This is a genomic window from Parvularcula dongshanensis (assembly GCF_014199615.1).
GTDB classification, from domain to species: domain Bacteria; phylum Pseudomonadota; class Alphaproteobacteria; order Caulobacterales; family Parvularculaceae; genus Parvularcula; species Parvularcula dongshanensis.
This window is the reverse complement of sequence record NZ_JACHOB010000001.1, coordinates 1,133,044-1,159,290: the sequence shown is the minus strand read 5'-3', so window position 1 is coordinate 1,159,290 and position 26,247 is coordinate 1,133,044. Positions and strand designations below refer to the sequence as shown.

General features: G+C 67.9%; 24 protein-coding genes. 15 read left to right on the top strand and 9 right to left on the bottom strand.

The genetic code is table 11. The features are described 5' to 3' along the window. The first annotated feature begins 14 nt into the window (after positions 1 to 14). A complete protein-coding gene (locus tag GGQ59_RS05610; protein ID WP_183816600.1) occupies positions 15 to 1,454 on the top strand; it encodes an MATE family efflux transporter in 1,440 nt (479 codons plus the stop codon). Here GGQ59_RS05610 and GGQ59_RS05605 read toward each other — a convergent pair. Both GGQ59_RS05605 and GGQ59_RS05600 read right to left on the bottom strand, forming a co-directional pair. Further along, positions 1,451 to 2,047 (bottom strand): TIGR04282 family arsenosugar biosynthesis glycosyltransferase, encoded by a 597-nt coding sequence (locus GGQ59_RS05605; RefSeq protein ID WP_183816598.1) that lies wholly within the window; start codon positions 2,045 to 2,047, stop codon positions 1,451 to 1,453. The two genes, GGQ59_RS05610 and GGQ59_RS05605, sit on opposite strands and share 4 nt — an antisense overlap. Next, positions 2,044 to 2,727, bottom strand: a complete 684-nt coding sequence (locus GGQ59_RS05600; RefSeq protein ID WP_221400873.1) for a TIGR04283 family arsenosugar biosynthesis glycosyltransferase — start codon at positions 2,725 to 2,727, stop codon at positions 2,044 to 2,046. Before GGQ59_RS05600 ends, GGQ59_RS05605 begins: the two co-directional genes overlap by 4 nt. 118 nt (positions 2,728 to 2,845) lie before the next feature. Between GGQ59_RS05600 and GGQ59_RS05595 the strand changes: the two genes are divergently transcribed. From GGQ59_RS05595 to GGQ59_RS05585, 3 genes are all read left to right on the top strand, one after another. Beyond that, positions 2,846 to 3,940 carry a PA0069 family radical SAM protein gene (locus GGQ59_RS05595; protein ID WP_183816594.1) on the top strand — a complete coding sequence of 365 codons (1,095 nt, stop codon included), beginning with the start codon at positions 2,846 to 2,848 and terminating at the stop codon, positions 3,938 to 3,940. Positions 3,941 to 3,971: 31 nt separating this feature from the next. Continuing rightward, positions 3,972 to 4,580: a ribonuclease HII gene (locus tag GGQ59_RS05590; RefSeq protein ID WP_183816592.1), complete on the top strand. Its 609-nt coding sequence runs from the start codon at positions 3,972 to 3,974 to the stop codon at positions 4,578 to 4,580. A gap of 137 nt (positions 4,581 to 4,717) precedes the next feature. Next, on the top strand, positions 4,718 to 5,740 hold the full coding sequence (locus GGQ59_RS05585) for a site-specific DNA-methyltransferase (RefSeq protein ID WP_183816769.1): 1,023 nt from the start codon (positions 4,718 to 4,720) through the stop codon (positions 5,738 to 5,740). Here GGQ59_RS05585 and mutY read toward each other — a convergent pair. After that, the gene (mutY, locus tag GGQ59_RS05580; RefSeq protein ID WP_183816590.1) at positions 5,708 to 6,763 is read right to left on the bottom strand and encodes an A/G-specific adenine glycosylase; all 1,056 of its coding nucleotides are present in this window, start codon (positions 6,761 to 6,763) and stop codon (positions 5,708 to 5,710) included. The two genes, GGQ59_RS05585 and mutY, sit on opposite strands and share 33 nt — an antisense overlap. 9 nt (positions 6,764 to 6,772) lie before the next feature. Between mutY and GGQ59_RS05575 the strand changes: the two genes are divergently transcribed. From GGQ59_RS05575 to GGQ59_RS05545, 7 genes are all read left to right on the top strand, one after another. Further along, a complete protein-coding gene (locus tag GGQ59_RS05575) occupies positions 6,773 to 7,273 on the top strand; it encodes a DciA family protein (protein ID WP_183816588.1) in 501 nt (166 codons plus the stop codon). A 73-nt stretch (positions 7,274 to 7,346) separates the two neighbouring features. Further along, the gene (locus tag GGQ59_RS05570; RefSeq protein ID WP_183816586.1) at positions 7,347 to 8,078 is read left to right on the top strand and encodes a DsbA family protein; all 732 of its coding nucleotides are present in this window, start codon (positions 7,347 to 7,349) and stop codon (positions 8,076 to 8,078) included. 48 nt (positions 8,079 to 8,126) lie between these two features. Continuing rightward, on the top strand, positions 8,127 to 11,603 hold the full coding sequence (gene smc / locus GGQ59_RS05565) for a chromosome segregation protein SMC (RefSeq protein ID WP_183816584.1): 3,477 nt from the start codon (positions 8,127 to 8,129) through the stop codon (positions 11,601 to 11,603). A gap of 22 nt (positions 11,604 to 11,625) precedes the next feature. Next, the gene (locus GGQ59_RS05560) at positions 11,626 to 12,405 is read left to right on the top strand and encodes a 3'-5' exonuclease (protein ID WP_183816582.1); all 780 of its coding nucleotides are present in this window, start codon (positions 11,626 to 11,628) and stop codon (positions 12,403 to 12,405) included. 136 nt (positions 12,406 to 12,541) lie between these two features. Continuing rightward, positions 12,542 to 14,119: a PRC-barrel domain-containing protein gene (locus GGQ59_RS05555; RefSeq protein ID WP_183816580.1), complete on the top strand. Its 1,578-nt coding sequence runs from the start codon at positions 12,542 to 12,544 to the stop codon at positions 14,117 to 14,119. A gap of 192 nt (positions 14,120 to 14,311) precedes the next feature. Further along, the gene (locus GGQ59_RS05550) at positions 14,312 to 16,156 is read left to right on the top strand and encodes an SLC13 family permease (RefSeq protein WP_183816579.1); all 1,845 of its coding nucleotides are present in this window, start codon (positions 14,312 to 14,314) and stop codon (positions 16,154 to 16,156) included. A 48-nt stretch (positions 16,157 to 16,204) separates the two neighbouring features. Next, positions 16,205 to 16,933, top strand: coding sequence for an arginyltransferase (locus tag GGQ59_RS05545; protein WP_183816577.1), 729 nt, complete (start codon positions 16,205 to 16,207; stop codon positions 16,931 to 16,933). 48 nt (positions 16,934 to 16,981) lie between these two features. On the opposite strand, the gene ispG is transcribed toward GGQ59_RS05545, so the two are convergent. Together ispG and GGQ59_RS05535 are read right to left on the bottom strand one after the other, a co-directional pair. After that, on the bottom strand, positions 16,982 to 18,094 hold the full coding sequence (gene ispG / locus GGQ59_RS05540) for a flavodoxin-dependent (E)-4-hydroxy-3-methylbut-2-enyl-diphosphate synthase (protein ID WP_183816575.1): 1,113 nt from the start codon (positions 18,092 to 18,094) through the stop codon (positions 16,982 to 16,984). A 99-nt stretch (positions 18,095 to 18,193) separates the two neighbouring features. Continuing rightward, complete coding sequence (locus GGQ59_RS05535; protein ID WP_183816573.1) at positions 18,194 to 19,429, bottom strand: TonB family protein; 1,236 nt, start codon at positions 19,427 to 19,429, stop codon at positions 18,194 to 18,196. A 273-nt stretch (positions 19,430 to 19,702) separates the two neighbouring features. On the opposite strand from GGQ59_RS05535, the gene GGQ59_RS05530 reads away from it, so the two are divergent. The 3 genes from GGQ59_RS05530 to GGQ59_RS05520 all read left to right on the top strand — a co-directional run bounded on the left by GGQ59_RS05530 (position 19,703) and on the right by GGQ59_RS05520 (position 22,374). Next, positions 19,703 to 20,839 (top strand): hypothetical protein, encoded by a 1,137-nt coding sequence (locus GGQ59_RS05530; RefSeq protein ID WP_183816570.1) that lies wholly within the window; start codon positions 19,703 to 19,705, stop codon positions 20,837 to 20,839. Next, complete coding sequence (locus GGQ59_RS15150) at positions 20,836 to 21,093, top strand: sulfurtransferase TusA family protein (protein ID WP_183816568.1); 258 nt, start codon at positions 20,836 to 20,838, stop codon at positions 21,091 to 21,093. The genes GGQ59_RS05530 and GGQ59_RS15150 overlap by 4 nt, the downstream gene beginning before the upstream one ends. 126 nt (positions 21,094 to 21,219) lie before the next feature. Beyond that, a complete protein-coding gene (locus GGQ59_RS05520) occupies positions 21,220 to 22,374 on the top strand; it encodes a GAF domain-containing protein (RefSeq protein ID WP_183816566.1) in 1,155 nt (384 codons plus the stop codon). A gap of 51 nt (positions 22,375 to 22,425) precedes the next feature. On the opposite strand, the gene infC is transcribed toward GGQ59_RS05520, so the two are convergent. From infC to GGQ59_RS05505, 3 genes are all read right to left on the bottom strand, one after another. Further along, positions 22,426 to 22,950 (bottom strand): translation initiation factor IF-3, encoded by a 525-nt coding sequence (gene infC / locus GGQ59_RS05515; protein ID WP_183816564.1) that lies wholly within the window; start codon positions 22,948 to 22,950, stop codon positions 22,426 to 22,428. Positions 22,951 to 23,038: 88 nt separating this feature from the next. Continuing rightward, complete coding sequence (locus GGQ59_RS05510; protein ID WP_183816562.1) at positions 23,039 to 23,824, bottom strand: glycosyltransferase family 9 protein; 786 nt, start codon at positions 23,822 to 23,824, stop codon at positions 23,039 to 23,041. Further along, entirely contained in the window at positions 23,821 to 24,999 is a 1,179-nt protein-coding gene (locus GGQ59_RS05505; protein WP_183816560.1) for a glycosyltransferase family 4 protein, read from the bottom strand. The genes GGQ59_RS05510 and GGQ59_RS05505 overlap by 4 nt, the downstream gene beginning before the upstream one ends. A gap of 24 nt (positions 25,000 to 25,023) precedes the next feature. Between GGQ59_RS05505 and GGQ59_RS05500 the strand changes: the two genes are divergently transcribed. Beyond that, positions 25,024 to 25,773 carry an alpha/beta hydrolase gene (locus GGQ59_RS05500; RefSeq protein ID WP_183816558.1) on the top strand — a complete coding sequence of 250 codons (750 nt, stop codon included), beginning with the start codon at positions 25,024 to 25,026 and terminating at the stop codon, positions 25,771 to 25,773. Here the strand turns inward: GGQ59_RS05500 and GGQ59_RS05495 are convergent. Further along, positions 25,770 to 26,162 (bottom strand): DUF5658 family protein, encoded by a 393-nt coding sequence (locus tag GGQ59_RS05495; protein ID WP_183816556.1) that lies wholly within the window; start codon positions 26,160 to 26,162, stop codon positions 25,770 to 25,772. The genes GGQ59_RS05500 and GGQ59_RS05495 overlap by 4 nt on opposite strands. Between the last annotated feature and the right edge of the window lie 85 nt (positions 26,163 to 26,247).

Below are 26,247 nucleotides of genomic sequence, written 5' to 3'. Positions count from 1 at the left end.
TCTAATCGGCCTCGATGTCCGAAAGCCTGACCGACCGGCGCCGCGAACGCCTTCTCGACGGCCCCGTCGCGCCGGTCCTCTTCTCTTTGTCCTGGCCGCTGACGCTGGGGCTCTTCGCGGTCGTGGCGATCAACGTGACCGACACGTTCTATGTCGGCCGCTTGGGTCCGGACCACCTCGCAGCGATCGGTTACTGCTTCCCCGTCATCTTCGGCATGTCGGCGATCGCGATCGGCATGGGGAACGGCGCGACCTCGGTCGTCGCACGCGCCTTGGGCGCTGAGGAGATGCGGCGGGCGCGGATCCTGACGTCGAACACCTCGATCTTCGTCCTCCTCTACTCCATCGCGCTCTCAGCGTTGATGTACGCTACCTCCGACTGGGTGTTCCTGAACCTCATCGGCGCGCCGGCCGAACTCATCCCCCTGATCCACGACTACATGAACGTGTGGTACGGAGGCCTCGCCTTCCTGATCCTGCCGATCGTGCTGAACGGGCTCGTGCGCGCCGCTGGCGAAGCGGTCGTGCCGAGTGTGCTGATGGTGCTCGCCGCCGTCGTGAACGCAGCGCTCTCACCGGTCCTGATCTTCGGCCTTCTGGGCGCGCCCGCCCTCGGCATGGCGGGGGCGGCGTGGGCGACGGTCGTAGCGCGCGGCTTCATCGCGGTGCTCGCGGTCGCCTACCTCTTCCGCCAGGACCTGATCGAGGTCAGCCGCGACAGCCTCTCAAAGTTTATCCCGTGCGTACGCGACGTCCTCACCTACGGCGCGCCCGCCTTCCTGGCGCAACTCGTGGGGCCGCTCTCCGGCATGATCCTGACGCGCCTCCTGTCCGAGGCGGGGCCCGACGTCGTCGCGGGCTACGCGGTCGGTGCGCGGGTCGAGGCGCTCGCCATCATCCCCTTCTACGCGCTTCAGTCCGGCATCTCCCCCTTCGTCGGCCAGAACGTCGGCGCGACGCGCTTCGGACGCCTGCGCGAGGCGGAGGCGTCGGTCCTCCTGTTCTCGCTCGTCTGGGGGGCCTTCGCGGGTGCGATGCTGTGGTGCTTCGGCGGAGACGTCGGCAACCTCTTTACGGACGACCCGATGATCGCCGCCGTCACGGACCGCTATCTGGGCTTCGTCGGCTTCGGGATCTGGGGCGCGGGTCTGCTCATCGTCAGTGTCGGAGTCTTCAACCCCCTGGGCTATCCGAACCTTGCCATGGGGCTGAACGTGCTTCGCTACATCGCGATCTATGTCGGGCTCGCCCTCCTGGCCGCCCTCGCCGTCCTGCCCTTCTGGGCCGGGACGACGGCGATCTTCCTCGCGGCGCCGATCTCCTACGTCGCGGCGGGCGTGGTCTCCTTCGCCCTCATCCACCGCCTGATCGAGAAGCCGAAACGCGTCGTTCCCGTCAGGACGGCCGCGACGGGACCTGCGTCGAGCACCGCGGAGCCGAGCCCCGCGCCCTAAGGCGAAGTCGATCGGAGCGCCTTAAGGTCCTCGCCGTCGTCCACGTCCCGCAGGGTCCTCAGGTGCGCGACACGCGCATCGCCGGGCAGGCTGGCAAGCGTGTCGCCAAGCGCGTGCTTCGTCGACCAGCGGACGCCTTCGAACAGGCCCGGCAGCGGGCGGCGGCGCGAGGCACCGATCAGCCAGTAGCCGCCGTCCTCGGCCGGACCGACGACGAGGTCGGCGCCGCGGAGCGCCGCGAAGGCCGCCGCCACGTCCGCCCTTGTCACCTGCGGTGCGTCCGTTCCGAGGATCACGACCGGCCCTGGAGGCAGGCGCCGCAGCGCGCGCCTCATCCGGTCCCCAAGGTTTCCGCCGCCCTGCGCGATACGCCGCACGCCCGGCGGCCAGCAGGCAGGGCCTACGCCCGGCGGCGCATCGGCGCAAAGGACCGTCCGCCAGCGCGGATCGGCAAGACGCCTGAGAAGCCTCGCCGTCGCCTGCCGGTAGAAGCTCGTCGCAAAGGCGGACCCTACGTCCTTCGCCAGGCGCGTCTTGACCCGGCCCGCGAGCGGCGGCTTCGCGAAGAGGACGAGCTGCGGCGTGACGCTCACGCGTAGCGCGCCGCGATCGTCTCGGTGGGCACGCCGCGAAGGTAGGCGAGGAGGCACCACTGATTGCGCAACACGCGGCGGACGTAGCCCGCCTGCTCGTAGCGCGCGGGTGATGTGACGGCTCGCGAAGCAAGCAGACGCAGTGCCCCCCGCCCCCCGTCCGCGACGATCCTACGTGCGATGTCGACGTCCTCGAAGAGCGGCAACGGCGCGAAGCCGCCGATGCGCTCGTATCTGGCGCGAGAGATGAGAAGCCCCTGATCGCCGTAAGGCAAACCGAGCGTACGGGTACGGAGGTTCGCGCCCGCTGCCACGAGCCTCGGAGCGATACCCTTCCTTGCGAAGGCGAGGCGGAAGGCGCCCGCCGCCTCGTCCCTCGCGCAGAACGCCCCGACCTCCCCTTCCCACTCCGGCGACAGCACCGTGTCGGCGTGCAGGAACAAGAGCCACTCGCCCCGGGCCGCCTCGGCGCCGCGCCCGAGTTGGCTGCCCCGACCCGGCCCCCCCGCTACGATCTGGCAGCCGGCGGCGTCGGCGACCGCTAGCGTCTCGTCCGCAGAGCCGCCATCGGTGACGATCACCTCGCGCACGAGGCCGTCCGCGTTCGCGTCCCAAAGACAAGCGAGCGTTTCGGGCAAGGCGTCCCGAGCGTTCAGCGTAGGGATGACGACAGAGATCACGGGCTGGCTTCTCCTGCTCACCCGTCCCTTAACGGGTTCGCCACGGCCTGTCCCGCCTGTGTCTACTGTGGAAACCTCGTTCTTGCTTTGTTCGCCCCTTACGCGCCATCCTCCCTTCATGGCCCGCGTCGTGTCCCCACCCTTCCTTCCGTCCAAGCCAAGCGCGGGGCGGGGGCGCGGCGCGCGGTCGAACGCCTCGGGCCGCTTCGAGCGCATAGCCTATGAGGGCTTCGACGACGGCTGGTCCGACGAGGCACCGGAAGAGCACAAGACGAGCGTTCAGGAAGAGCCCGCACGCAAGATCGTCACCTTCAACGACAGCCCCTATGTGGGCTTCGATCGCTCCATCAACCCGTACCGGGGCTGCGAGCACGGCTGCTCCTACTGCTTTGCGCGGCCGACCCATGCCTATCTCGGACTCTCGCCGGGGCTCGACTTCGAGACCCGCCTCTTCGCGAAGCCGAACGCCGCCGCCCTCCTCCGCCGCGAGCTGTCGAACTCGCGCTACGAGGTGCGGCCCATCGCGATCGGGACCAACACCGACCCCTACCAGCCGATCGAGCGGCGCTATCGCGTCATGCGGGAGGTCCTGGAAGTCCTGCATGAGTTCAGCCACCCCGTCAGTATCCTTACCAAGTCCGACCTTGTCCTTCGCGACCTCGATCTCCTTGCGCCGATGGCACGCGACGGCCTTGCTCGCGTCATGCTCTCGATCACGACCTTGGACGGCAAGCTCGCCCGCGCGATGGAGCCGCGGGCGCCGCGCCCCGGCCTCAGGCTCGAAGCGGTCCGCGTCCTTGCCAAGGCCGGCGTGCCGACCGGGACGGTGCACGGGCCGATGATCCCCGGCCTGTCCGACCACGAGCTCGAAGCGCTGATGGAAGAGGCCGCGGCGCGCGGCGCGACCTACGCCGCCTATACGATCCTACGCTTACCGCTTGAGGTTGCAGATCTCTTCGAGGAGTGGCTCGAGACCTTCGCGCCGAACCACAAGTCGCGGGTTCTGAACCACCTGCGCGAGATGAACGGCGGGCGGACCTACGACGTCGCTTGGTCCCGTGCGGAGGAGCCTCGCTCGACCGTCGCGCAGCTCATGCGCGCCCGGTTCAGGAACGCCTATAGACGCCTCGGCTTTACCGAGATGCCGGACCTCGACTGCAGCCGCTTCTCGCCCCCGGCGGCGGTACGTCCGCAACTGTCGCTCTTCGGCTAACGCAAGATCCGAATCTGCCTAGGCACGCGGCATGGCGCTGACCTTCGAGATCGAGGACGCCCTGCTCGGCCCCGTCGCGGGCGTGGACGAGGTGGGACGCGGCCCCTGGGCCGGGCCGGTCGTCGCCGGCGCCGTGATCCTGGACCGCGCCCGCGTGCCGAAGGGCCTGCGGGACTCGAAGAAGCTGAGCGCGAAGCGGCGCGAGGCGCTGTCCGCCGAGATCGCCGAGACGGCCGCGATAGGCCTCGGCTGGGTCTCGGTCGCGGAGATCGACGCGATGGGCGTCGGCAAGGCGACCCTCCTCGCGATGAGCCGCGCGCTCGAAGCGCTTCCCGTCCGGCCCGCTGCGGTGATCGTGGACGGCCTCGTCCTACCCGCCCTGCCGGAAGGGGTTGTCGCCCGTGCCTTGCCTCGGGCCGACGACCTCTCTCCCTCCGTCGCGGCCGCCAGCATCCTCGCCAAGGTCGCCCGCGACGCCGAGATGGCGCGTCTCCACGAGCATCACACCCCTTATGACTGGGCGTCGAACAAGGGCTACGGCACCAGGGCCCACGCCGATGCCTTGGAGATACACGGCGTCACGCCGCACCATAGGTTAAGCTTCGCCCCGATCGCGCGGCGCGCGGAAAGGAAGCCTTAACCCTCCTCAACGTTCCGTTACCGGAGCGTTCATCCCCTGTTAGCCATACCGGAGTCTATTGCCGAGGCATTAAGTCGAGGCGCTTCGTGACCACTCCGTATAAAGACTCCATCCTTCGCGGCGACTGCATCGAGGTCATGAAGAGCCTGCCGGACGCCTGCGTCGACCTCGTCTTCGCCGACCCGCCCTACAACCTGCAGCTCGGCGGCGGCCTGACCCGGCCCGATCAGTCGGATGTCGACGGCGTCACGGACGAGTGGGACCAGTTCGAAAGCTTCGCCGCCTACGACGCCTTCACGAAGGCGTGGTTGGCGGAGGCGCGCCGCGTGCTCAAGCCCAACGGCGCGTTATGGGTCATCGGCAGCTATCATAACATCTTCCGCCTCGGCTGCGCCGTTCAGGACCTCGGCTTCTGGATCCAGAACGACGTCGTCTGGGTAAAGACGAACCCGATGCCGAACTTCCGCGGTACGCGCTTCGCCAACGCCCACGAGACCCTGATCTGGGCCGGCCGCGACAAGAAGAGCCGCCCGACTTTCAACTATCACTCGCTCAAGGCCGCGAACGAAGACGTGCAGATGCGCTCCGACTGGACGCTGCCGCTCTGCACCGGACAGGAACGCCTCAAGACCGGCGGTAAGAAGACCCACCCGACACAGAAGCCAGAAGCGCTCCTGCACCGCGTCCTCAGCGCGACGACCAACCCCGGCGACGTGGTCCTCGACCCCTTCTTCGGCACGGGCACGACGGGCGCCGTCGCGAAGCGCCTCGGCCGACATTTCGTCGGGATCGAGCGGGACGAAACCTACGCCAAGGCCGCCGAGGCCCGCATCGCATCGATCGTGCCGGCCGACCCCGAGGACGCAGCGCCCCTCCCCTCGCCCCGCCGCCAGCCGCGCGTCGGCTTCGGTCAGCTGATCGAAAGCGGCCTCCTGGCGCCGGGCTCGAAGCTCTACTGCCCCAAGCGCAAGCACATTGCCCGCGTGAAGGCTGACGGCACGCTCGATACGTCGTTGCACCAAGGCTCGATCCACAAGGTCGGCGCCGGCGTTCAGAACGCGGCGTCTTGCAATGGCTGGACGTTCTGGCACTACGAGGAAGCAGGCAAGCTCGCGCCGATCGACAGCCTAAGGAGCGTCATTCGCCGCGGCATGAACTGACGCTAGCGCGACGCAGCGGCGAAAGACCGTCGGCAAGCCCGAGAGGTCGTCGGTAAAGAACGTTCCTGAAGGCGCGTCTCCCAACCGAGCCGTCTGGACGGTGAGCTTGAGAATGAAGTGGGTGAGGCCGTGCTCTACCTCTCCCACATTCACCCAATCGCTGGCCACAGGCGCGCCCGCGTCCGCCCCCCCTTCCTTCCAATCGCTACTGGGCAGGCCAAGCATGCCGCCGTAGAGGCCGTTCTCGGCGCGCCGCTCGCAGAGCACCGCCCCGTCCGGCCGGACGCCAACATAGACGACGCCACTACGCACCGGCCTCGGCTTCTTCGGCACGCGGACTGGCAGCTCCTCCGTCAGCCCCCGCGCAGCCGCGTCGCAGAACGGGCGCACCGGGCAGAGGAGGCAGTCGGGCCGCTTCGGCCGGCACACCCCGGCGCCCAAGTCCATCATCGCCTGCGCGTAGTCGCCTGGCCGGGCCGCAGGCGTCAGGGCCGCAGCCCCCGCCCGAACTTCGGCGCCTGCCTGCCGCACGGGCCGCTCGATCGCGAAGATCCGCGCCACCACCCGCTCGACGTTGCCATCGATGACCACCGCCCGCTCGGCGAGGGCGATCGCGGCGACCGCCGCTGCGGTGTAGGTGCCTAGCCCCGGCAGGGCCCGCAAACCTTCTTCGGTTTGTGGCCACCCCTGCTCGGCGACGACCTTCGCACAAGCATGAAGGTTCCGCGCCCGCGCGTAGTAGCCGAGCCCCGCCCACTCCGAGAGGACGTCCTCCTGCGGCGCTGCCGCGAGGTCACTCACCGTCGGCCAGCGTTCGAGGAAACGCTCGAAGCGCGGGCGCACCGTGGCGACCGTCGTCTGCTGCAGCATGACCTCGGAGAGCCAAACGCGGTAAGGGTCCGGCCGCTCGTCCGAACCCGGCGGCACGCGCCACGGCAGGATACGCGCGTGGTCGTCGTACCAATCGAGCAACGCTGACGCGAAGCCGTCCTTACCCCGCCCCTCGCCGCCTGCTACGCTCATCCTCGTCCCATGACCCAAGACCCACGCACAGCCAAGCCCGCTCCGTTTCCGACCAAGCCCGCGCGTCGGGGTCCGCCTCCCCTGTCGTCCCGCATCTCGCCGCAGGTCGCGAAGCTCGCGGCGAAGTCGGGCGCGATGGATCCCAGCCTCGCCGAGCGTTGGGCCGAGGTCGCGGGCGTCGACCTCGCTCGCCTCTGCCGGCCCCTCGCCCTCAAACGGCAGAAGAACGCGGTGACGCTCGAAGTCGCCGTGTCGAGCGGTGCGGCCGCGATGCGGGTGCAGTACGCGCAGAACCAGTTGTTGGCACGGGCGCGCACCGCTCTGCGCGAACCGAGGCTGACGCGCTTGTCGATCCGGCAGGCCGGCGCTCAGGTCGCGGAGGGCCGGAACTGGGCCAGCCGCCGGGTGACCGCGGAGGCTGAAGCGCCCTCGCCCGCCCCTCGTCCGGCCCGCAACCCGGCCGAGGCGCTAGAGCGCCTTCGAGCTGCAATAGCGTCGCATCGGCGGTAGCCGTCCGTCCGGTCACTTGCACCGCGAAGCCGCATCGGCTTGCTTGCAAGCAAACAATTGCGGAGATTCTTTCATGCGCACGACGATGCTGGGCGTCGCGGCCCTCGTGATGCTCGCCGCTTGCGGTGGGTCCGACGCGAGTGAAGAGGGCACGGCACCCTCGCTCGCCTCTCTCGACGGTGAGGCAGCGCAGACTGCGGCCCCCTCGAACACCGCCCCGGCGGAAGAGCCTGCCGAGACGATCTCGGAGCCGGAAGGCAGCCTTGCGACCGAAGACATGGTCTTGGGCTCCGACGACGCGCCGGTCACCGTCACCGAGTACGCCTCGGTAACCTGCCCGCACTGCGCCACCTTCCACACGCAGTTCCTGCCGGTGATCAAGGAAGAGCTGATCGATACAGGCCAGGTGCGCTTCGTCTTCCGCGAGTTTCCGACCTCGCCGGTCCAGCTATCCTACATCGGCTCGATCCTGGCACGGTGCTCTGCCACCGAGGCCGGCGCGCCGGGCTACTACACCATGCTGAGCGCACTCTATCAGCGCCAAAGCGACTGGGCGTACAGCGCCGAGCCCGCCGTCGCGCTCGAAGAGATCTTCTCCCAGGTCGGCCTCGACCGGGCGGCCATGGAACAGTGCCTGAGGCGTGAAGCGATCATCGAGAAGATCAACGCCAACGTGAAGGCAGGCCAAGAAGCGGGCGTTCAAGGCACACCGACCCTACTGATCGACGGCGAACGGTTCGAGTTCGGCCGCACTCCCGAAGAGACCGTCGAAAAGCTTCGAGCGATCGTCGCGGAGCGTAGCTGACGCGACCGACTCAAGGGAAGGTGCGGACGTCTTGGGAGGCTGTGAAGCTTGAAGTTCGACCGTCTGCGCCTCACCGGGTTCAAGTCCTTTTGCGAACCTGCGGAGCTCGACATCCTGCCCGGGCTGACCGGGATCGTCGGCCCCAACGGCTGCGGCAAGTCGAACGTGCTGGAGGCCCTGCGCTGGGTGATGGGCGCCTCCTCCGCCAAGGCGCTGCGCGCCGGCGGCATGGAGGACGTGATCTTCGGCGGATCGGGGACCAAGGACCGGCCCGGCCGTCCGGGGCGGGCCTGGGCCGAGGTGACGCTTTCCCTTGCCAACGAAGAAGGCGACGCGCCTGCGGGCTGGCCCGAGGCGCTGCGCGAGCAGCCGAGGCTGGAAGTCAGTCGTCGGATCACGCGGCGCGGCGAGGGCGCGGCTTCGACCTTCCGCGTCAATGGGCGGGAGGTCCGCGCCCGCGACGTACAGATCCTCTTCGCCGACGCCGCGACCGGCGCCAGTGCGGCGGGCCTTGTCCGGCAGGGTCAGGTCTCGGAGCTGATCGCGGCCAAACCGGAGAACCGTCGCCGCCTGCTTGAAGAAGCGGCGGGCATCACAGGCCTCCACGCTCGCCGCCACGAGGCCGAACTGAGGCTGAAGGCGACGCTGACCAACCTCGAGCGACTGGACGATACGCTCGGCGCACTCGAAGCGCAGCGCGCCAGCCTCGCGCGGCAAGCGCGGCAGGCGACCCGCTACCGCAACGCCTCCGCCGAGTTGAAGCGGATCGAAGCGATGCTCGCCTACCTTCGTTGGCAGTCGGCAAAGCATGCCGCCACCGAGGCCGACGCCGCGCTCGCTGCCGCCGAGGCGCAGGTCCGCGAGGCGAGCGCCGTTGCCGCCAGCGCCGCCGGCGACCTGACCCGCACTCGCGACGCCGTCGAGCCGCTCCGGGTCGCGGAAGCGGAGGCGCGCGCGGTGCTGGCGCGGCTACAGGCAGACGCAGAGAACGCGGAGGCCGAAGTCGACCGAGCGGAGGCGCTGATCGAACGGCTTAAGCAGACCGAACTCCGCCTTCAGGGAGACCTCACGCGAGAGAACGTGCTCGCGGAGGAGGCGGAGGCTGCGCTCAACCGGCTCGCGGACGAAGAGGAACGCCTGAAGGCGGAAACGGCGCCCGCCGCCGATCGGCTCGCAGCGCTCGAGGCCGAGGCGACGAAGAACGAGACCACCCTTCGTAAGGCGGAGGCATCCCGCGAGGACGCGCAGCGCGCCGCCGCCGAAGCAGAGGCGGAACGCCGGGCGGCGCTCACGGCGCAGGACGCGGCTGCAAGGGCGGAGGCAAGAGCGCGGCAGGAGCGCGACGCGCTTGCTCAAGCCGTCGGAGAAGAGAAAGGCGGCACGCAGCAGAGCGAGACGCTGCTGCGCCTGCGCGATGAGGCCAGCGAGAAGCTCGCTGGTGCAGAGCGCCGCTTGAGCGAGGTGGAATCGCAACGGGCGTCCGCTGCTGCCGCCCTCGAAGCCGCCCGCGCCCCGCGTGAGGCCGCTGCCGAACGGCTGGCGGCGGCGAGCGCCGAAGCACGAGCTCTTCAGCGTCTGCTCGAAGCCTCCGCGCCGGAACCTGGCGCCGTGCTCGATCAGGTGACGGCCGCCGAGGGCTTCGAGACCGCGCTCGCTGCAGCTTTAGGCGACGATCTCTCCGCGGCGCTCGACGAGAATGCGCAACGCCGCTGGTCGGCGCTGGGCGAAGTGCCGTTGGACGCACCGCTGCCGGACGGCGTGCGGGCCCTCTGCGACGTAATCACCGCGCCCGCTGCCCTCTCGCGCCGCCTAGCCGCGACCGGCGTCGTCGACGCTGTCGACGGACCGCGCCTCGCAGGCGCACTCTCGCCCGGCCAACGCCTCGTCAGCCGCGAAGGCGATTTGTGGCGATGGGACGGCTTCTCCGCCCGGTCGGGCACACCCGCGCCCGCTGCCCTTCGGCTCGAGCAGCGCAGGCGGTTGGAAGCGGTAGAAGCCGAAGAAGAAACCGCGAAGGAAGCGCTTGCGGCCACTGAGGCCGGGCTCGCCGACGCCAAGGCGGCCGAACAGGCGGCCGTGGAGGCCGAAAGAGAGGCGCGCAGGGTACTGCGCGATGCCCGTGACGGCCTTACGAAGGCCGACAGAGCGCTTGCGGATGCCAAGGCGGACGAGGCCAGGCGGGCTGCCAAGCGCGACGCGGCGAAGGCTCGACTGCAAAGCCTCGAGGAGCGGCTGAGAGAGCTTCAAGCTGAGTTGCGCGAGGCCGAGGCGTGCGTCGAGGCCCTTCCGGCCATCAGCGGCGTAAGCGAAGCCTTGAACCAGGCGCGGACCAACGCCCAAACCGCCCGCACCGCCTTCGACAAAGCGCGGAGCGCTTCATCGGAGGCTCGCCGCGAAGCGGAGGCCCGTGCCGCCCGGCTGCGGACCATCGGGGGTGAAACCGAAGACTGGCGTCGGCGCGGCGAGGCGGCTCAGGAGCGGCTCGCTCAAGTTCGCGAAGTCGCGTCCGACGTCGCAGAGCAACTGACCGCGGCCGAACGGGCGCCGGCCGCACTGAAGGCTCGGCGCGATGCGCTTGGCGAGGAGATCGCTGCTGCGGAGAGCCGCCTGCGACGGACCGCCGATGCCGTCGGCGAGGCGCGAGCCAGCCTTGACGAGGCGGAGGCATCGGCGCGGACGGCGAGCGAGACCGTCAGCACCGCTCGCGAGGCACGTGCCGCCCGCGCGGCGCAACGTGATGCCGCGCGGGAGCGGCTATGCGACGCCGAAGCAGCCGCAGCCGAAATTGCGGACGGTGCGCCGGACGGTCTGCTTGAACGAGCCGAACATGACGCGGCCTTGCCCCTTCCCGACGCCGGTACGCTCGAGGCGCGCGCGGAGAAGTTGCGGCGGGAACGCGATGCCCTCGGCGCCGTGAACCTCGTCGCCGAACGAGAGATGAGCGAAGTCGACGTCCGTTTGACCGAGCTGTCCGCCGAGCGGGGGGATTGCGAGGCGGCGGTCGGGAAGTTGCGCGGGGCGATCGGCACGCTGAATCGGGACGGGCGTCAGCGATTGACCGCGGCCTTCGAGACCGTGAATGGTCACTTCGGCGCGCTCTTCCGTACGCTCTTCGGCGGGGGAGATGCGCACCTCGCGCTGACGGGTTCGGATGATCCGCTCGAAGCGGGGCTCGATATCCTGGCGAGCCCCCCTGGCAAGAAGCTATCGTCGATGAGCCTGATGTCGGGCGGCGAGCAGGCGCTCGTCGCGACCGCCCTTATCTTTGCAGTCTTCCGTGCCAACCCCGCGCCGATCTGCGTCCTGGACGAGGTCGACGCGCCCCTCGACGACGCCAACGTTGAGCGCTTCTGCGACATGCTGCGGACGATGGCGGCGGAGACCGAGACGCGTTTCCTCGTCATCACGCACCACGCTCTGACCATGTCGCGCATGGACCGCCTCTACGGGGTGACGATGATCGAACGCGGCGTCAGTGCGCTCGTCAGCGTCGATCTTCAGGCGGCCGAGGCGATGGCCGCCTAGGCGCGAGCGCTAGATCAGGGACATGATCAGCGCCCCGCCCCCGCCCTCCGGCCGCCCCTTCGTCCGCGTTGTCGACTTGGAGACCACAGGGTCGCGCCCCCCAGCACACGGCGTATGCGAGGTCGGCTGGCAGGACGTCGAGCAGGACGGTGAGGACCGTTGGATCGTCTCGGAGAGCCGCGGTTCGACCCTGATCGATCCCCGCCGCGAAATCCCCGCCGTCACGCAGGCGATCCATCACATCGTCGACGACGACGTACACGGTGCGCCGGTCTGGGAGGAGGTGGCGCCGGTGGTCCTTCGCCCTAAAGGATGCATCGCTCTTGCCGCGCACAGGGCCGCGTTCGAGCAGCGCTTCTGCACGCCGAGGCTATCGGGCGGGGCCGCGTGGATCTGTACCTGGAAGGGCGCTCTTCGCCTTTTTCCCGGCAGCCCCTCTTTCTCGAACCAAGTCCTGCGCTACTGGCGCAAGCCGGAAGGCCTCGACCGCGACCTCGGTCTGCCGGCGCACCGCGCCCTGCCCGATGCCTACGTCACGGCGCATCATCTGCGCGACATGCTTGCCCTCGTGCCGGCCGAAACGCTGATCGCTTGGGAGCGCCTTCCCGGTCTGCCGCCCCGTGTTCCATACGGGGCTGACAAAGGAACCTACTGGCACGAACTGACCGACGCCGACCTCGCCCGCTATGCGAGGGATCGAGACGAAGACGTTCGCTACGCCGCAAACAATGAGCAGAAGCGAAGACAGGTCGGCGCGTCGCCTCCGCAGAGCGGAAAGCCGGTACAGGAAAGCTTTCTCTGAAGCATTTCGCACCCGCAGCAAAACGCTCCCGTGAGATGAACCTCTCGTGATCACTGTAAAAAAGGCGTGCGAGCGGGAGCCGAATGCCCCTCTCATATGTTTCGTTGTTATTAGTCGCACTCAGGGAACATGAATCATGAAGACTCTCCTTCTCTCCGGCGCCGCGATCGCAGCGCTGTCGCTCACTCAGGTCAGTGCACAGACGACAGAGGATCCTGCTCGTACCGTCCCGAGTGAGGCGACTACGCAAGACGACATGACGTCGGACTCCGCGACGGCCGACGACTACTTCGGCGCCGACGCGAATGCGGAAGTCGATGCCGACATGACGACGGCGCAGACCGACGGCTATGAAATGTCGGACGAAGACGAAACCGAGATGGCTTCGGACGACGTCGATGTGGACGAAACGACCGTCGCTCAAACCGACAGCACGGACGAATCGACGCCTCGCGCCGACGAAGAAGGTTCGGGCGACGACTTCTACGCGCAGGGCGATGCGGATACGGATTCGCCGTTCTCTGGGCAGACGAACTGGGAAACCGATCCCGATCGCGAAGCGCTCGACAGCGACGAGACCATGGAGTCCGAACTCGCCGAGGACGCGACCACGACCGACAGCCAGTCGAGCACCATGGCGGCGGACCAAAGCACGGACATGGATACGGGCTCGGCCGATACCTACGCCACGACCGATCCGATGGAGCCGTCCGACACGACCGTCGCTCAAGACGATACGATGTCCGACAGCACTGCTGCGGAAGATGAGACCCAGCTCGCGACCCCGAACATGGGCGACGTCAACAGCATGGATCCGCAGCTCGAGACTGCCGACAACTCGGACAGCATGGACGAGATGGCCACGGAGTCGAGCAGCACCGAGGTCGCTTCGGCGGACGAGCTGCCGCAAGTCGCCGAGGATACCGACCCTGACACTGCGGCCGACGACCTGAACACGCAGGAGCTCGCCTCCGAGCCGAAGCTGACGACCGAGCCCCGGACCGCGTCGACGACACCGGCAGCCGGCAGCAGCGATCCGATGATGCAGGACGACACGGACGCGCTGGCCGCGACCGACCTCGAAGGCGAGGAGAGTGCCGATCCGATGCTGGCGCAGGACGACATGTCCTCCGACCCGATGGCGGACGAACCGGTGATGACGGCAAACGCGTCGTCCTCTGATCTCCTCGCTTCGGACTACCTCGGCCAAACCGTCTATGACAGCGAAGGCGGCAAGCTGGCGCGTGTGGACGACGTCCTGCTCGACGATCAGGGTCAGGCGCAGGCCGTAATCCTCGCTGCGGGCGGCCTGTTCGGCCTCGGCGGTGACAGCTACGCCGTGGACTTCGACCGCGTCAGCGCCACGCAGGAAGACGGTCAGGTCCGGCTCGAATCGCAGATGAGCGAAGACGAAATCGCCCAGCTGCGTGAGTTCGACATGGCGTCCTACGAGGACCAGATGGGCACGATGATGCTGGCCTCCGAAGTTCGGGGTCAGGATCTGCCGATCGGGGAATCCGAGGAGACCGCGTCCGTCAACGACATCATGATGAGCAGCACGGGTCAGGTCGACTCGGTCGTGATCGCCTATGAAGGTGAGCAGTACGTGGTGCCCTTCGACCAGCTTGGCGTCGCCGAGGGTGACGGTGGCTTCTACGTGGACGCCGAACCTTCTGAGATCTCGTCCTTCGAAGTCTACGAGCCCCGCTCGTAAACCCTGACGGCCTGGGGACCGCGCGCTTAGCGGTCTCGAGAGATCAGCTTTCGAACGCCTCCGGGGAACCGGAGGCGTTCGTCTGTTGCACCACCTTCCTCGCCGCGTGCTGGCACGGCTCGTGCTTCACCGTTAACCCTCGGGCTGGACGGATGGTCTAAGCCGGCTGTCCTCTTCGCTACGGGAGCGTTCATGGCGGAGATCGCCACGACCTGGCAGATGTGGTTCGCCCTCGCCGTGATCCTCGCGGCGGTCGTCGGCTACGCGTCGGACAGAGCCAGCCTCGAGACCGTCTCGGGCGGGGTTCTCTCGATCCTACTCCTCGTCTTTCACTTCGCGCCGGTTCTCGACGGCGAGGGCGAAGTGGCACTCGGCACGGCTGAACTCCTCGCTGGGTTCGCCAGCCCCGCCCTGTTCGCGATCCTCGGGCTGCTCATCGTCGGGCAAGGCATGTATCAGTCGGGCGCCCTCGAGTACCCGACCCGTCTCCTCCTCGACGCCTACGACAAGTTCCGCCTCCTCGCGGTGCTACTCGTCTTCCTCTTCGTGATGGTGGTCAGCGCGTTCCTCAACAACACACCGGTCGTGGTGATGTTCGTCCCGATCATGGCGGCGATGGCGACGCAGGCGAAGATCGCACCGTCGCGGCTGATGATGCCGCTGAGTTTCCTTTCCATTCTCGGCGGCATGACGACCACCATCGGCTCGTCGACCAACCTGCTCGCCGTCGCTGAGTATCAGGTGGTCACCGGGACGCGGCTGAGCTTCTTCGCGCTCACGCCGCTCGGTCTGATCCTTGCTGGCGTCGGCGCGGTCTACCTCGCCTTCGCAGCCAAGTTCTGGCTGCCGGATCGGCGCGGCGGAGAAGCCACCACCGCGCCCGACGGTCGGCAGTTCGTCGCGCAGCTGACGTTGGAACGAGGGAACCCGCTGATCGGGCAGGTCTCGGTCGCCGGCTTCTTTCCCGACCTGCCAGACCTCACGGTGCGCATGGTCCAACGCGGCGACGAGGTGCTGCTGCCGCCCTTCGACGGTGTCGTCCTGCAGCTGAACGACAAGGTCATCGTCGCGGCGACCCGCGGGTCCCTGACCGACCTCCTGCGCAAACGGCCGCAGATCCTCCAAGGCTTCATGGCGGAGGTCGAAGTCGGCGAAGGGGCGTCGGGCGAACTCACCATGGTCGAGGCGGTGGTCGCACCGGGCTCGCGCATCATCGGACGGACGATCAGTCAGATCCGCTTCCGCTTCCAGACCAACTGCGTGATCATCGGCATTCAGCGGCGGTCGCGCATGATCCGCACCGAGGTCGCGCATATTCGCCTCGAAGCGGGCGACGTCCTCCTGATCCTCGGGGACCGCTCGGACGTCCGCTCGCTCAGATCCGACCGAGACATCCTGATGCTCGAGCAGTCGATGCAGCAGCTGCCCGACCCCGATCATGCCCGCTACGCAGGCCTCATCTTCCTGCTCGTCGTCTGCGCCGCCTCGACAGGCTTCCTGCCGATCTCGATCGCCGCCATCCTCGGCGCGACGGCGATGGTGGGAACCGGGTGTCTCAACGTGCGCCAAGCCAGCCGAGCCGTGGACCGCCGCGTCTACCTGCTCGTCGGAACGGCGCTCGCCCTCGGCGCAGCGCTCGACCGAACGGGCGGCGCGGCCTTCCTCGCGAGCTACCTCACCCCGCTCGCCACCGGGCCGGGAGGCACGACGCTCTTGTTGTCGGCCTTCTTCGCGATGACCGCTGCGCTGACGAACGTGTTGTCGAACAACGCGACGGTCGTTCTCTTCACGCCGATCGCGGTGAGCGCCGCACAAAGCGCAGGCATCGACCCCTTGGTCTTGGTCCTGACGGTGATCTACGCGGCGAACTGCTCCTTCGCGACGCCGATCGCGTATCAGACGAACCTTCTGGTCATGGGGCCGGGGCACTACCGCTTTCGGGACTTCGTGGTCGTCGGCGGGCCGCTAATCGTTCTTCTGTGGGTTCTTTATACTGTCGTCGCGCCGCCCTACTTCCGCGCGGTAGGGCTTCTGTGACACAAAGCTTCTAGCCTACTCCCCCAGCGACAGGGCAAACGCGCACGCATGACAAACGCCTTCCCGCCCCACGGCTCCAGTACGAGTCGGGAGTTCTACCTGACGGCCCCAGCGGCGTGTCCCTACCTACCCGGCCAGCAGGAGCGAAAGGTCTTCACCTTCCTCGGCGGCGAAGGGGCAACGGCCCTGAACGGTACGCTGTCTCAGCGAGGCTTCAGGCGTTCTCAGAACATCGCCTACCTGCCCGCTTGCGAGCGTTGCTCGGCCTGCAAGCCCGTCCGCATCCGTGCCGCGGAGTTCGACGAGCGTCCCTGGCGCCGGGTCCTCAAGCGAAACCGCGACCTGACGCGCAGGACGAAGCCCGCCAAGATCACGACCGAGCAGTTCTCCGTGCTGCGCGGCTACCTCGACGCGCGCCACGCCGGCGGCGGCATGGCGGGCATGACCGTGCTCGACTACGCTCAGATGGTCGAGCAGACCCCCGTCGCGACCGAACTGCACGAGTACCGCGACCCACACGGCCAACTCGTCGCCTGTGCGCTGACCGACCGGCTCGAGGACGGTTTCTCTATGGTGTACAGCTTCTTCGAGCCCGACGAAGCCGCGCGGTCGCTCGGCACCTACATGATCGCCGAACACGTCCTGCAGGCGCAGGCCGACGGCCTGCCCTACGTCTACCTCGGCTACTGGGTCGAGGGCTCGGAGAAGATGGGCTACAAGCGTCGCTTCTCACCGCTCGAAGTTCTGACCCGGCGCGGTTGGGCGGCGATCGAGTGATCTCTGCTCGTATGGCCGACGAGCCGTTCGGCCCCTGAACGCAGGATCCTACTCGGCCGCGACCTTCGCCGCCTCGATCTCGGCGGCCTTCTCCTCGACGAGCGCGACCAGGCGATCGATCATCTCGTCGTTCTTGAGCTTGAAGGCCGGAACACCGCCCAGATAGGCCATGCCGGCCTCCGCTCCGCCGCCCGTGAAGCCGATATCGGTCTCGCGCGCCTCGCCGGGGCCGTTCACGACGCAGCCGATCACCGAGAGGGAGAGAGGTGTCGAGATGTGCGCGAGGCGCGACTCCAGCTTCTCTACCGTGCGGATCACGTCGAAGCCTTGCCGGGCGCAGGACGGGCAGGAGATCACGTTCACGCCCCGATGCCTGAGACCGAGCGACTTCAGAATGTCGAAGCCGACCTTCACCTCTTCCTCGGGTTCGGCGGAAAGGCTGACGCGGATCGTATCGCCGATCCCCGCCCATAGAAGGTTGCCCAGGCCGATCGCGGATTTCACCGTCCCGCCGCGAAGGCCCCCTGCCTCGGTAATGCCGAGGTGCAAGGGCGCGTCGGTGGCCTCGGCGAGCGCCGTGTAGGCCGCGACGGTCAGGAACACGTCCGAGGCCTTCACCGATATCTTGTACTCCCGGAAGTCCAGGTCCTCGAGAATGTTCGCGTGGAAGAGCGCGCTCTCGACCATAGCCTCGGGACAGGGCTCGGCGTACTTCTCGAGGAGGTGCTTCTCGAGCGAACCTCCGTTGACGCCGATCCGCATCGAACAGCCGTTCGCGCGCGCGGCCTCGACGACCTCGCGCACACGGTCCTTCGATCCGATGTTGCCAGGGTTGATGCGCAGGCAGGCCGCCCCGGCCTCTGCCGCTTCGATCCCCCGCTTATAGTGGAAGTGGATGTCCGCGACGACGGGAATCGGGCTGTGCGCGCAGATCTCGCGCATCGCACGCGTCGAAGCTTCGGTCGGACAGGAAACCCGGACGATGTCGGCGCCGGCGTCGGCGATGCGCTCGATCTGCCCCAACGTCGCCTTCGCGTCCGCCGTATCCGTGTTGGTCATCGACTGGACCGAGACCGGGGCGTCGCCACCGACCGGCACGTCGCCGACCATGATCTTGCGCGACTGTCGCCGCTCGATGTCTCGCCAAGGGCGGATGCTCATGAATCTGTCCTGCGCCGCATGGGTTCTACCTAGGCCTAGTCCCCCGCTGCCTCAACGGCGGACGAAGTGCGCTTTGGTACGAAGGCCGGCGGACGCGCGCTACGGCTTGCGGAAGACGATTCGGGTGGTGCGCCCCGCCGTCGCGACGGATCGTCCACTCTCCTCTGCCGGCTCGAAGCGAAACCGCGCCACCGCGGCGAGCGCAGCGCTCTCGAAGCAGTCATTGGTCGTGTTCTGGACGTCCGGGTTCACGACCCGGCCCCGGGTGGAGACCCCGAAGACGATGGTGACGACCTCCTCATCGGCCGCACGACTCTCGCAGCGACGAGGGTAGACAGGCTCGACTGTCGATATCAGCCGGGCCGGCGTCGTCGTCGATAGCGTCACCGCAGGGACGGCTCTAACGCCGGACGACGCAAGGACTTGCGGCTCGGCCAGGTCTGGAACCGCGGCTGGCGTCGCCGACTGCAGTTCATTCACGGCCGACGCCGGGTCGGGGGCGGAAGCGCCGTCGGTGGAGTCAGCCGCGAGCTGACGCTCGTTCAATCGGTCGGCTCGGCTTGGAAAACTGGGCACCGTGTCGTCCGGCGCGGCGATAACCGGCGCGCCGTCTCGAGACGGGGCGGAGCGGGCGATGACGAGGGGAACGAGCGGCGGCAGCAGGCCGTCCCGCGCTTTGGCCGTCCGTGGCGGAACGATAGGCTCCACATTCGCCTCTTCGGGGCCGGCCGAGACCACCCTCCCCTCCGCAGCAGGGGTCGGCGTCGCCTGGGCCGCCGGCGCGAGGCTGGTATCGACCTCGTAGGTCACTTCTTGCTCGCCGCTGCGGCTCGCGATGGGGAAGCCTTCGGGGCTCGTTGCCGGCAGGTCAGGCGCAGCGGACTGAACGATCTGCCACGCGCCCCAAAGGAGAAAGCCTACAACGAAGAGGACCGCGAGGAGAGAGACCTCACGCGGCGTGTTCGATTCGGCCGTCCGTGCCCGTTTGACCACCGGGGCAGTGGCGGACCGCACCCAGCCCATCTCCTCGCGAAACCGAGCGACCAGAGGATCGGCAGGCAGGTCAAGATGGGCGGCGTAGGCCCGGACGAACCCAAGGGCGTATGGCGGGGCCGGAAGGCCCGCCGGGTCCATCGACTCGATGGCCATCAACCGCTCGGCCTTGACGTTGATCTCGTCCGCAACGCGGTCGAGGCGCAGGCCTGCCCCCTCCCGCGCCGCGCGTAGCATCGCTCCAGCCGTGGCGAGTTCGGTGACCTGCTCTGAATGCCCGTCTCCGGCCGTGCGCCGCGACCGCTCCGGGTCGAGAGGGACGATGTCGGCTGACCTTAGCATTCGTGCCCGCCTTCCTGCGCCACTCCTGCCCGGGAGAGCGCCCATGTTAGGGAAGCTTAACGCAAGCTTATCCGGTTTTGAACCGTTCCTTTCTATGCGAATATGGGGCCGGAACGGGGCACCGAGCGTGAAAGAACTTCTCCAGACATGACTGCGGAGCCTGACAGCGCGGCGATAAGCCTAAGAACGGCAGGGCCTGCCCCCGCTTGGCGGCCCGATGTTCGCGAGCACGCCGCTGCCGTCGGGGACCGCGCACTGACACGGCTCAATGCTTTGCTAGCGGCGCGATTCGGTCGGTCGCACCTCGTCTCCACCCTGAACGCCGGCCCGCGCCGGGACGATTCGGACGAAGAGGTGCGTGCCGACCTGTCCGATCTCGGGGACGCGCTCCCTCCCGGCACGCTGTCCTTGCAGCTGCGCGACCGCGACTTCGCGAGCGCCGAGCCCGCGATCCTCACTCACATTCGGCAGGCCGAAGGGCTGCCACCGGCCCTGCCGGCAGTACTCTTCCCCAGAAGCTTCGATGGCGTAGACGAGCTTCTCTCCGAGGCGTTCGCTGCGGGTTACCAGCCCTTCGAAGGCCCCCGCCCCATCGGACTGTCTTTCGCTGGGCTTCGCGACGTCGACATGATCGATGATCGGCTTCGCTTCGGGGCCGGCACTAGCTGGGGCGCTCTTCTGACCGCGGCGGCAAAGCGGGGAGAGGCCGTACCCGAGGGCACGCTCGCCGACCTCTTCGGAACGCCGGTCGAAGCCGCGGAAGCGGGACTTTTCGACGCCGCTGACGTCGAAAGGGTGGCTGGCCTCGCGGCCTGCGCGACCGCAACTCTTCCGCCGCTGGGTGTCGGCGTCACGGACAGGTGCTGGGCAACGCGCAGCACGGACGAGGCGAAGGCGCTGTTCGAGCGCACTGTGCGCCGTTACCGCCCGCTCTTCACCGAGGTGATCCCGCCGCTCGATGCCGAAGCGCTCGCCGTGGCGGGGTTCTGGCGCGGGTCGCGCCGATTCGCGCGGGGCGGAGCAGTCCTTCGCATCGTCTTCGAAGGCAGTCGTGCCCAACGCCTCGCCGCGATCACAGCCGCTAGCTGGTCGATCGGGCGGGCTGGCGGGGTCTTCCAACACCGTGGACGCCTGCCTGACAGAGACGTGCTGAGCGCGCTCGCGGTCGGCGCCGGGGCGGCACGCGTCGTCGTCGATCGCCTGCCCCCCTCCCAACCCGAAGGCGCGGTCGTCGGCGCCGCTCTCACCGCCATCAGAGGACGGATGACCGAACGTCACGTGATCTGGTACCCGCGTGACCTCACGGACTCTCTGGGTCAGGCGATGCGCTTGTTGAGGCGCCCGCCGGTCCCGGCTCCGATGGATTCCTGGGACGCGCTCCGCATCGCGCTCAAGAAGGCGATGCCGTGAGCGCCGACGAGGCGGCTTGGCCATTCGGCGCCGACCGGGCGATCGACGCTTTAGGGCTGCGGTGCCCCCTGCCCGTCCTGAAACTCGAGGCGGCGATGCGGTCGGCCTCACCCGGCAGCCGCATCGCGATCCGCGCGGACGACCCCATCGCCAAGCTCGATCTCGTACACGCCGCCCGGGATGCCGGTTGGCAAGCCACGCCGCAGGCCGCGGAAGATGGCCAATGCGTCTACCTCGTTAGCAAGCCCGACTAACCGCTACGGACGGAAGCCGTAGTAAGATCTTGCAACGTCTGGACGGCTCACACGTCTGGCACCATAGGTGCATTCCACCAAAGCCAAACGCCTATGCCGGCCTTATGGGATAAAGACGACCGCGCCGTGACACAGAACCTCTGCAGCGGTGGGCAAGCCCTGGACGATCCCGAGCGGCTCGCTGCCCTCAGGCGGACGGGACTCCTTGAAGGCGGGCCGGAAGAGGTCTTCGACCGCGCTGTGCGCTTGGCGACACGCCTCCTCTCCATGCCCGTCGGTTTGCTGTCTCTCGTCGAACAGGATCGGCAGGTCTTCAAGGGCCAGACGGGCCTTGGCGGGCGGACCGAAACCCCGATCAGCCATTCGTTCTGCCAGCACGTCGTGATGAGCGGAAAGCCTCTCAGCGTCGATGACGCCCGGCTCCACCCCCTCGTGCGAGACAACCCAGCGGTCGAGGAGTTGGGCGTCGTCTCCTACCTTGGCGTGCCGGTGCGCTCGCCCGATGGGCATGTCATCGGGTCGTTCTGCGCGATCGGCACCGAACCACGCCGGTGGACGAAGGATGATCTCGACGCGCTGCAGGACATCGCGGCGGGCGTATCGAGCGAGATCGACCTTCGCGCCGCCTTACGCCGTGCCGAAGAGTCCGAGGCGGAGTTGAGCGAAGCGCTCAACGAGAAGGACGTTCTGCTTCACGAGGTGAATCACCGCGTCCAGAACCTGTTCTCGCTCGTCCCGGCCATCGCGACGCTCTCGGCACGCAGCGCAGCGAACACCGACGACCTCGTCAGTGCGATCCGCGAGCGCGTCTCCGCGCTCGCCCGAGCGCATGCCCTGACGGTCAACCTCTACTCGGAAGATAGAGGCGTCGCGCTCGACGCGCTCATCCGTGCCGTGCTCGAGCCCTACGAGGATCGTGCCGACGCGTTCATGATCGACGGCCCGTCAGTCCGCCTCGCCAGCAAGTCCGGCAACATGATGGGCCTCGCCCTTCACGAGCTCGCCACCAACGCGGCGAAGTACGGTGCGCTTCTTTCCCCGCACGGGCGGATCGGCATCAAGTGGCGGGTCGAAACGACGCCCGATGCCCGCACACTCGTGTTCTCTTGGCGCGAGGCGGGGGGGCCGAAGGTGGCGACCGAACCGAACCGGGCGGGCTTCGGAACAAAGCTGATCGATCGGCTCTTCTCGGGCCAGAACGGGTCGCTCGAGCGGAAGTGGAAAGCGACAGGTCTCGAAGTAACGATGCACCTGCCGCTGCCGGTCAAGAACGAGGTCTGACAGCAAGGCCGGTACGCGGACGGGCTGTAAGAACCCGCCGCGTGGTGGGCCTCAACGGGGCGCGAGCACCATCATCATCTGGCGGCCTTCCATCTTCGGCATGGCCTCGACCTTGGTGACGCCTTCGAAGTCGTCCTGCACCTTCTTCAAAAGCTGCATGCCGCGCTCCTGGTGCGCCATCTCGCGACCGCGGAAACGCAAGGTCACCTTGACCTTGTCCCCTTCCTCGAAGAAGCGCCGCATCGCCTTGGTTTTGACTTCATAGTCATGCTGGTCGATGTTCGGCCGCATCTTGATCTCTTTGACCTCGACGACCTTCTGCTTCTTCTTCTGTTCGTTCTTCTTCTTCTGCTGCTGGTACTTGTGCTTGCCCCAATCCATGAGCTTGCAGACCGTCACGTCGTCGGCGACGGACATCTCCACGAGATCCAGCTGAGCCTCCGCAGCGATGTCGAGCGCATCGTCGAGCGACATCGGCCCCCTCTTCTCGCCTTCTTGGTCGATGACGAGAACGCGGGATGCGCGAATTGAGTCGTTCATGCGCGGCCCCGTGTTCTTGGGCGGGGTCATGTTCATCGGTCTGCGGGCTATGGGACTCTCCAGAAGTTGCTTGGGTTCGGCGCCTTCACGCCTTGCCCGCATATAGCTTCCGGTGGCGGCTTCTTCAATCGGCGGGCCGTGCAAACGCGTCGGCCGATCGCACGTGCCCCGCGCAACGCAAGGTCTGCAGCACGAAGGCCGGCTCGATCGACCTCGCCTCGCGAGAGACGAGGCGGATCACGTCGTGGCCAGCATGGCTTACGACGGGAGATGCGTCCTCGCCGGAAAGCAAGACGCCCGGACAGCGCGAGGCGAGCGCGAGGCAGGCAGCGTCCGCGCCGTCCGAGACGAAGAAGCGAGCGGTCCGAGCTAGAGGCACGAGCGCGGCGAGATCGCTCTCCTCGATCGCGAGCAGTCCCGAATCCTCGATCTCTCCGGCAAGGGCGTCCCAATAGGACGCTGGCCAATGCCCGTCGCGAAGAAGAAGCGCAAAGGGGGTGCCCTTGAGCGGGCTGCTGGCGGGCCTGCCGCCGAAGTCCGGATCCGGCAGGCTGTGGAGGACGATGAGACCGGCTTCGCGAAGAAGCTTGCGCATCGCGGGCCCGCCTAGCGGATGGGCGCTGGGCTGCGGTCCGATCCAGACCGAAGCCGACACCGCCGCGCGGAGCCCGGAATCAATGCCGTCGAGGTCGTAGGCCACGTCGTAAGCATCCACCCCCGCCGCTCGGACCTCGCTGAGGACCCGATCGACGTGCGGACTCCTTCGAACGAGCGGCGCGAAGCGCTCCGTCGTGACGAAGTCGAGCCGCGCGCCGGGATGAGCGTGCCGCAGAGCGGCGAGGATCGGCTCGGCGTCCAAGAGAGCGGCCAAGCCCTCGCGCTTGATGACGAGAACCAGCCTCGCCGTCATGCCTTCCGCTCCCTCGCCTCGAGTACATCGCGATAGACGCCCAACGTCGCCTCGACCATCGCCGCCGTCGAGAACTGCGCCGCCCGCTGGCGCCCCGCAGCGCTCAGGCGAGCCCCGAGCGCAGGTTCCTTCGCGAGCCGCAACAGCGCATCGGCGAGCGGCGCGGCCTGGCCAGGCTCGACGAGGATCCCTGTTTCTTCCGGCAGCACGGTCTCGCGGCTGCCGCCGTGATCGGTCGCGACCACGGGCCTGGCCATCGCCATCGCCTCGAGCGCAACCCGCCCAAAGGCTTCGGGCCGGGTCGAGGCCGAGACCGCGACGTCGGCCCAAGCGTAGGCTGCCGGCATGTCGTCCCATTCTCCAGGCATCACGACCGCATCGCTGAGTCCGGCCTGCTCTATCGTCGCATTCAGCATCCGCTCGTAATCCTCGTGGCCCTGGGGGCTCCCAAGAAGCGCGAGCCGCAGGGTCAGCCCGCGTTCCTGCAACTGGCGGGCCGCCTCGATGAGCACCGCTTGCCCCTTCCAAGGGGTCAGCCGCCCAGGCAGCAGGATTCGAAACCTGTCCTCACCCCCGAGCACGTCGAAGGCTGCCGTCAGCCGGTCGGGCGTCACCGCGCCCGGATCGAAGTCGCCGAGCGCCGCCCCTCTAGGAATCGTCACGATCCGCCGGCCCTGCATGAACCGCCAATCCGCGAAGGCCTCCCGAATGGCCGACTCCGTGAAGCGGGAGTTCGCGATGACGACGTCCCCCCTCGCCATGACCGAGTTGTACAAGAGCTTCGCGGTGCTCTTCCCACTATAGGCGCCGTGATAGGTCGTCACGAAGGAGGCCCCCGTCCTTCGCGACGCCCAGAGTGCGGGCCAGGCCGGCGCCCTGGACCGCGCGTGAACGATGTCGACTCCTTCGGTCCGAACGAGCGTCGCCAGTGCCGCTCGCGTTCGCGCCCAAACGAGGGGGTTCTTCGACGCCATCGGCAGCGTGACGTGCGCCCCGCCGAGCCCGGTCAATGCCGGGACGAGGCGCCCGCCCTCCGATGCGACGAGCACCCGGCCGCCCGCGCCGATGATCCCCTCCGCGACTTCAAGTACGGTGCGTTCGGCGCCGCCCGCCTCGAGCGCGGGGATGACTTGTAGGATGCAGGCACCGCTGAGCTTGAGGGTTTGGCCGGGCATCCGAGCGGCGTAGAGGTCCGCCTCATGACCGACAAGCAGCCTCCCGCCATGCTCGACGGCCCGAACGGGCGCATCGCCACCCTACGGCGGGAGGGGTCAGGCCCGACCGTCGTCTGGCTCGGCGGCTACGCTTCGGACATGCGTGGCACGAAGGCGGAGACGCTCGACGCCTGGGCCGCCCGGTCGGGCAGAGCCTTCTTCCGCTTCGACTACACCGGTCATGGCGAGAGCGAGGGCGCGTTCGAGGACGGCACGATCGGCCGGTGGCTCGCCGACGCCAGGGCCACGCTCGCACAGGTCGACGGCACCCTGGTCCTGGTCGGCTCTTCCATGGGCGCCTGGATCGCGGGCCTCCTCGCCCGAGAGGACTCCTCTCGGCTTGCAGGGCTGCTCCTCCTCGCACCGGCCCCCGACTTCACGCAGGACCTGACGCGGAAGGGGTGGAGCGAAGAAGAGCGCGCGCGCCTCGAGCGCGACGGACGGATCGCCTTCCCTTCGGCCTATGACGACAGCGAGATGGTCTATACCCGCGCCCTGTTCGAGGACGGTGCGAACCACCTTCTGCTTCACGCGCCGCTAGAGGTGCGCTGCCCAGTGCGAATCATTCAGGGGACGAAGGACGACGCCGTCCCCTGGACCCACGCGGTCCGTTACGCCGAGCACATGACCGCCGAGGACGTGACGGTCACGCTGGTCAAGGATGCCGATCACCGGCTCTCCTCCCCGCCCGACCTCGACCGCATGATCGCGACGCTGGAAGGTCTGCTCGCTTAGAGCGAGGCCGCCACCAGCATGTTGTTCACGACCGCGATGCCCGTCGCCGCGACGGCGATCGAGAAGATCGTAAGCACGAAGCGGTGCGGGAACCACACGATCATGGCCGTAACGAGAAGCTGGCAGGCGAGCTTCGGCGCCACCCAGTAATGCGCCAGCGACTCCATCGCGGCGGCGACGATCGGGTTCGCCTCGACGGCGCCTGCCGACAGGCCGTGCAGCGTCGAAGCGACGTCCGCGAAGCCGATCGCGTTGTAGAGAACGACGATGAACAGCGCCGCCAACCTGTTCGCTGGAACCGACCGCGCCCGCTGCGCCGCCTCCCCGACCTTGCTCCACCGCTCGACATAGCCCGTCGCCGTCGTCGCCATCTGCGCTCCGATCGTCATTTCTGCTCGTCCTCCGGTCTGCAAACCGCGGGCCACGCCTTAAGGGTTCCTTTACCCTGACCGATCGCACAGGTGACCCGCAAGC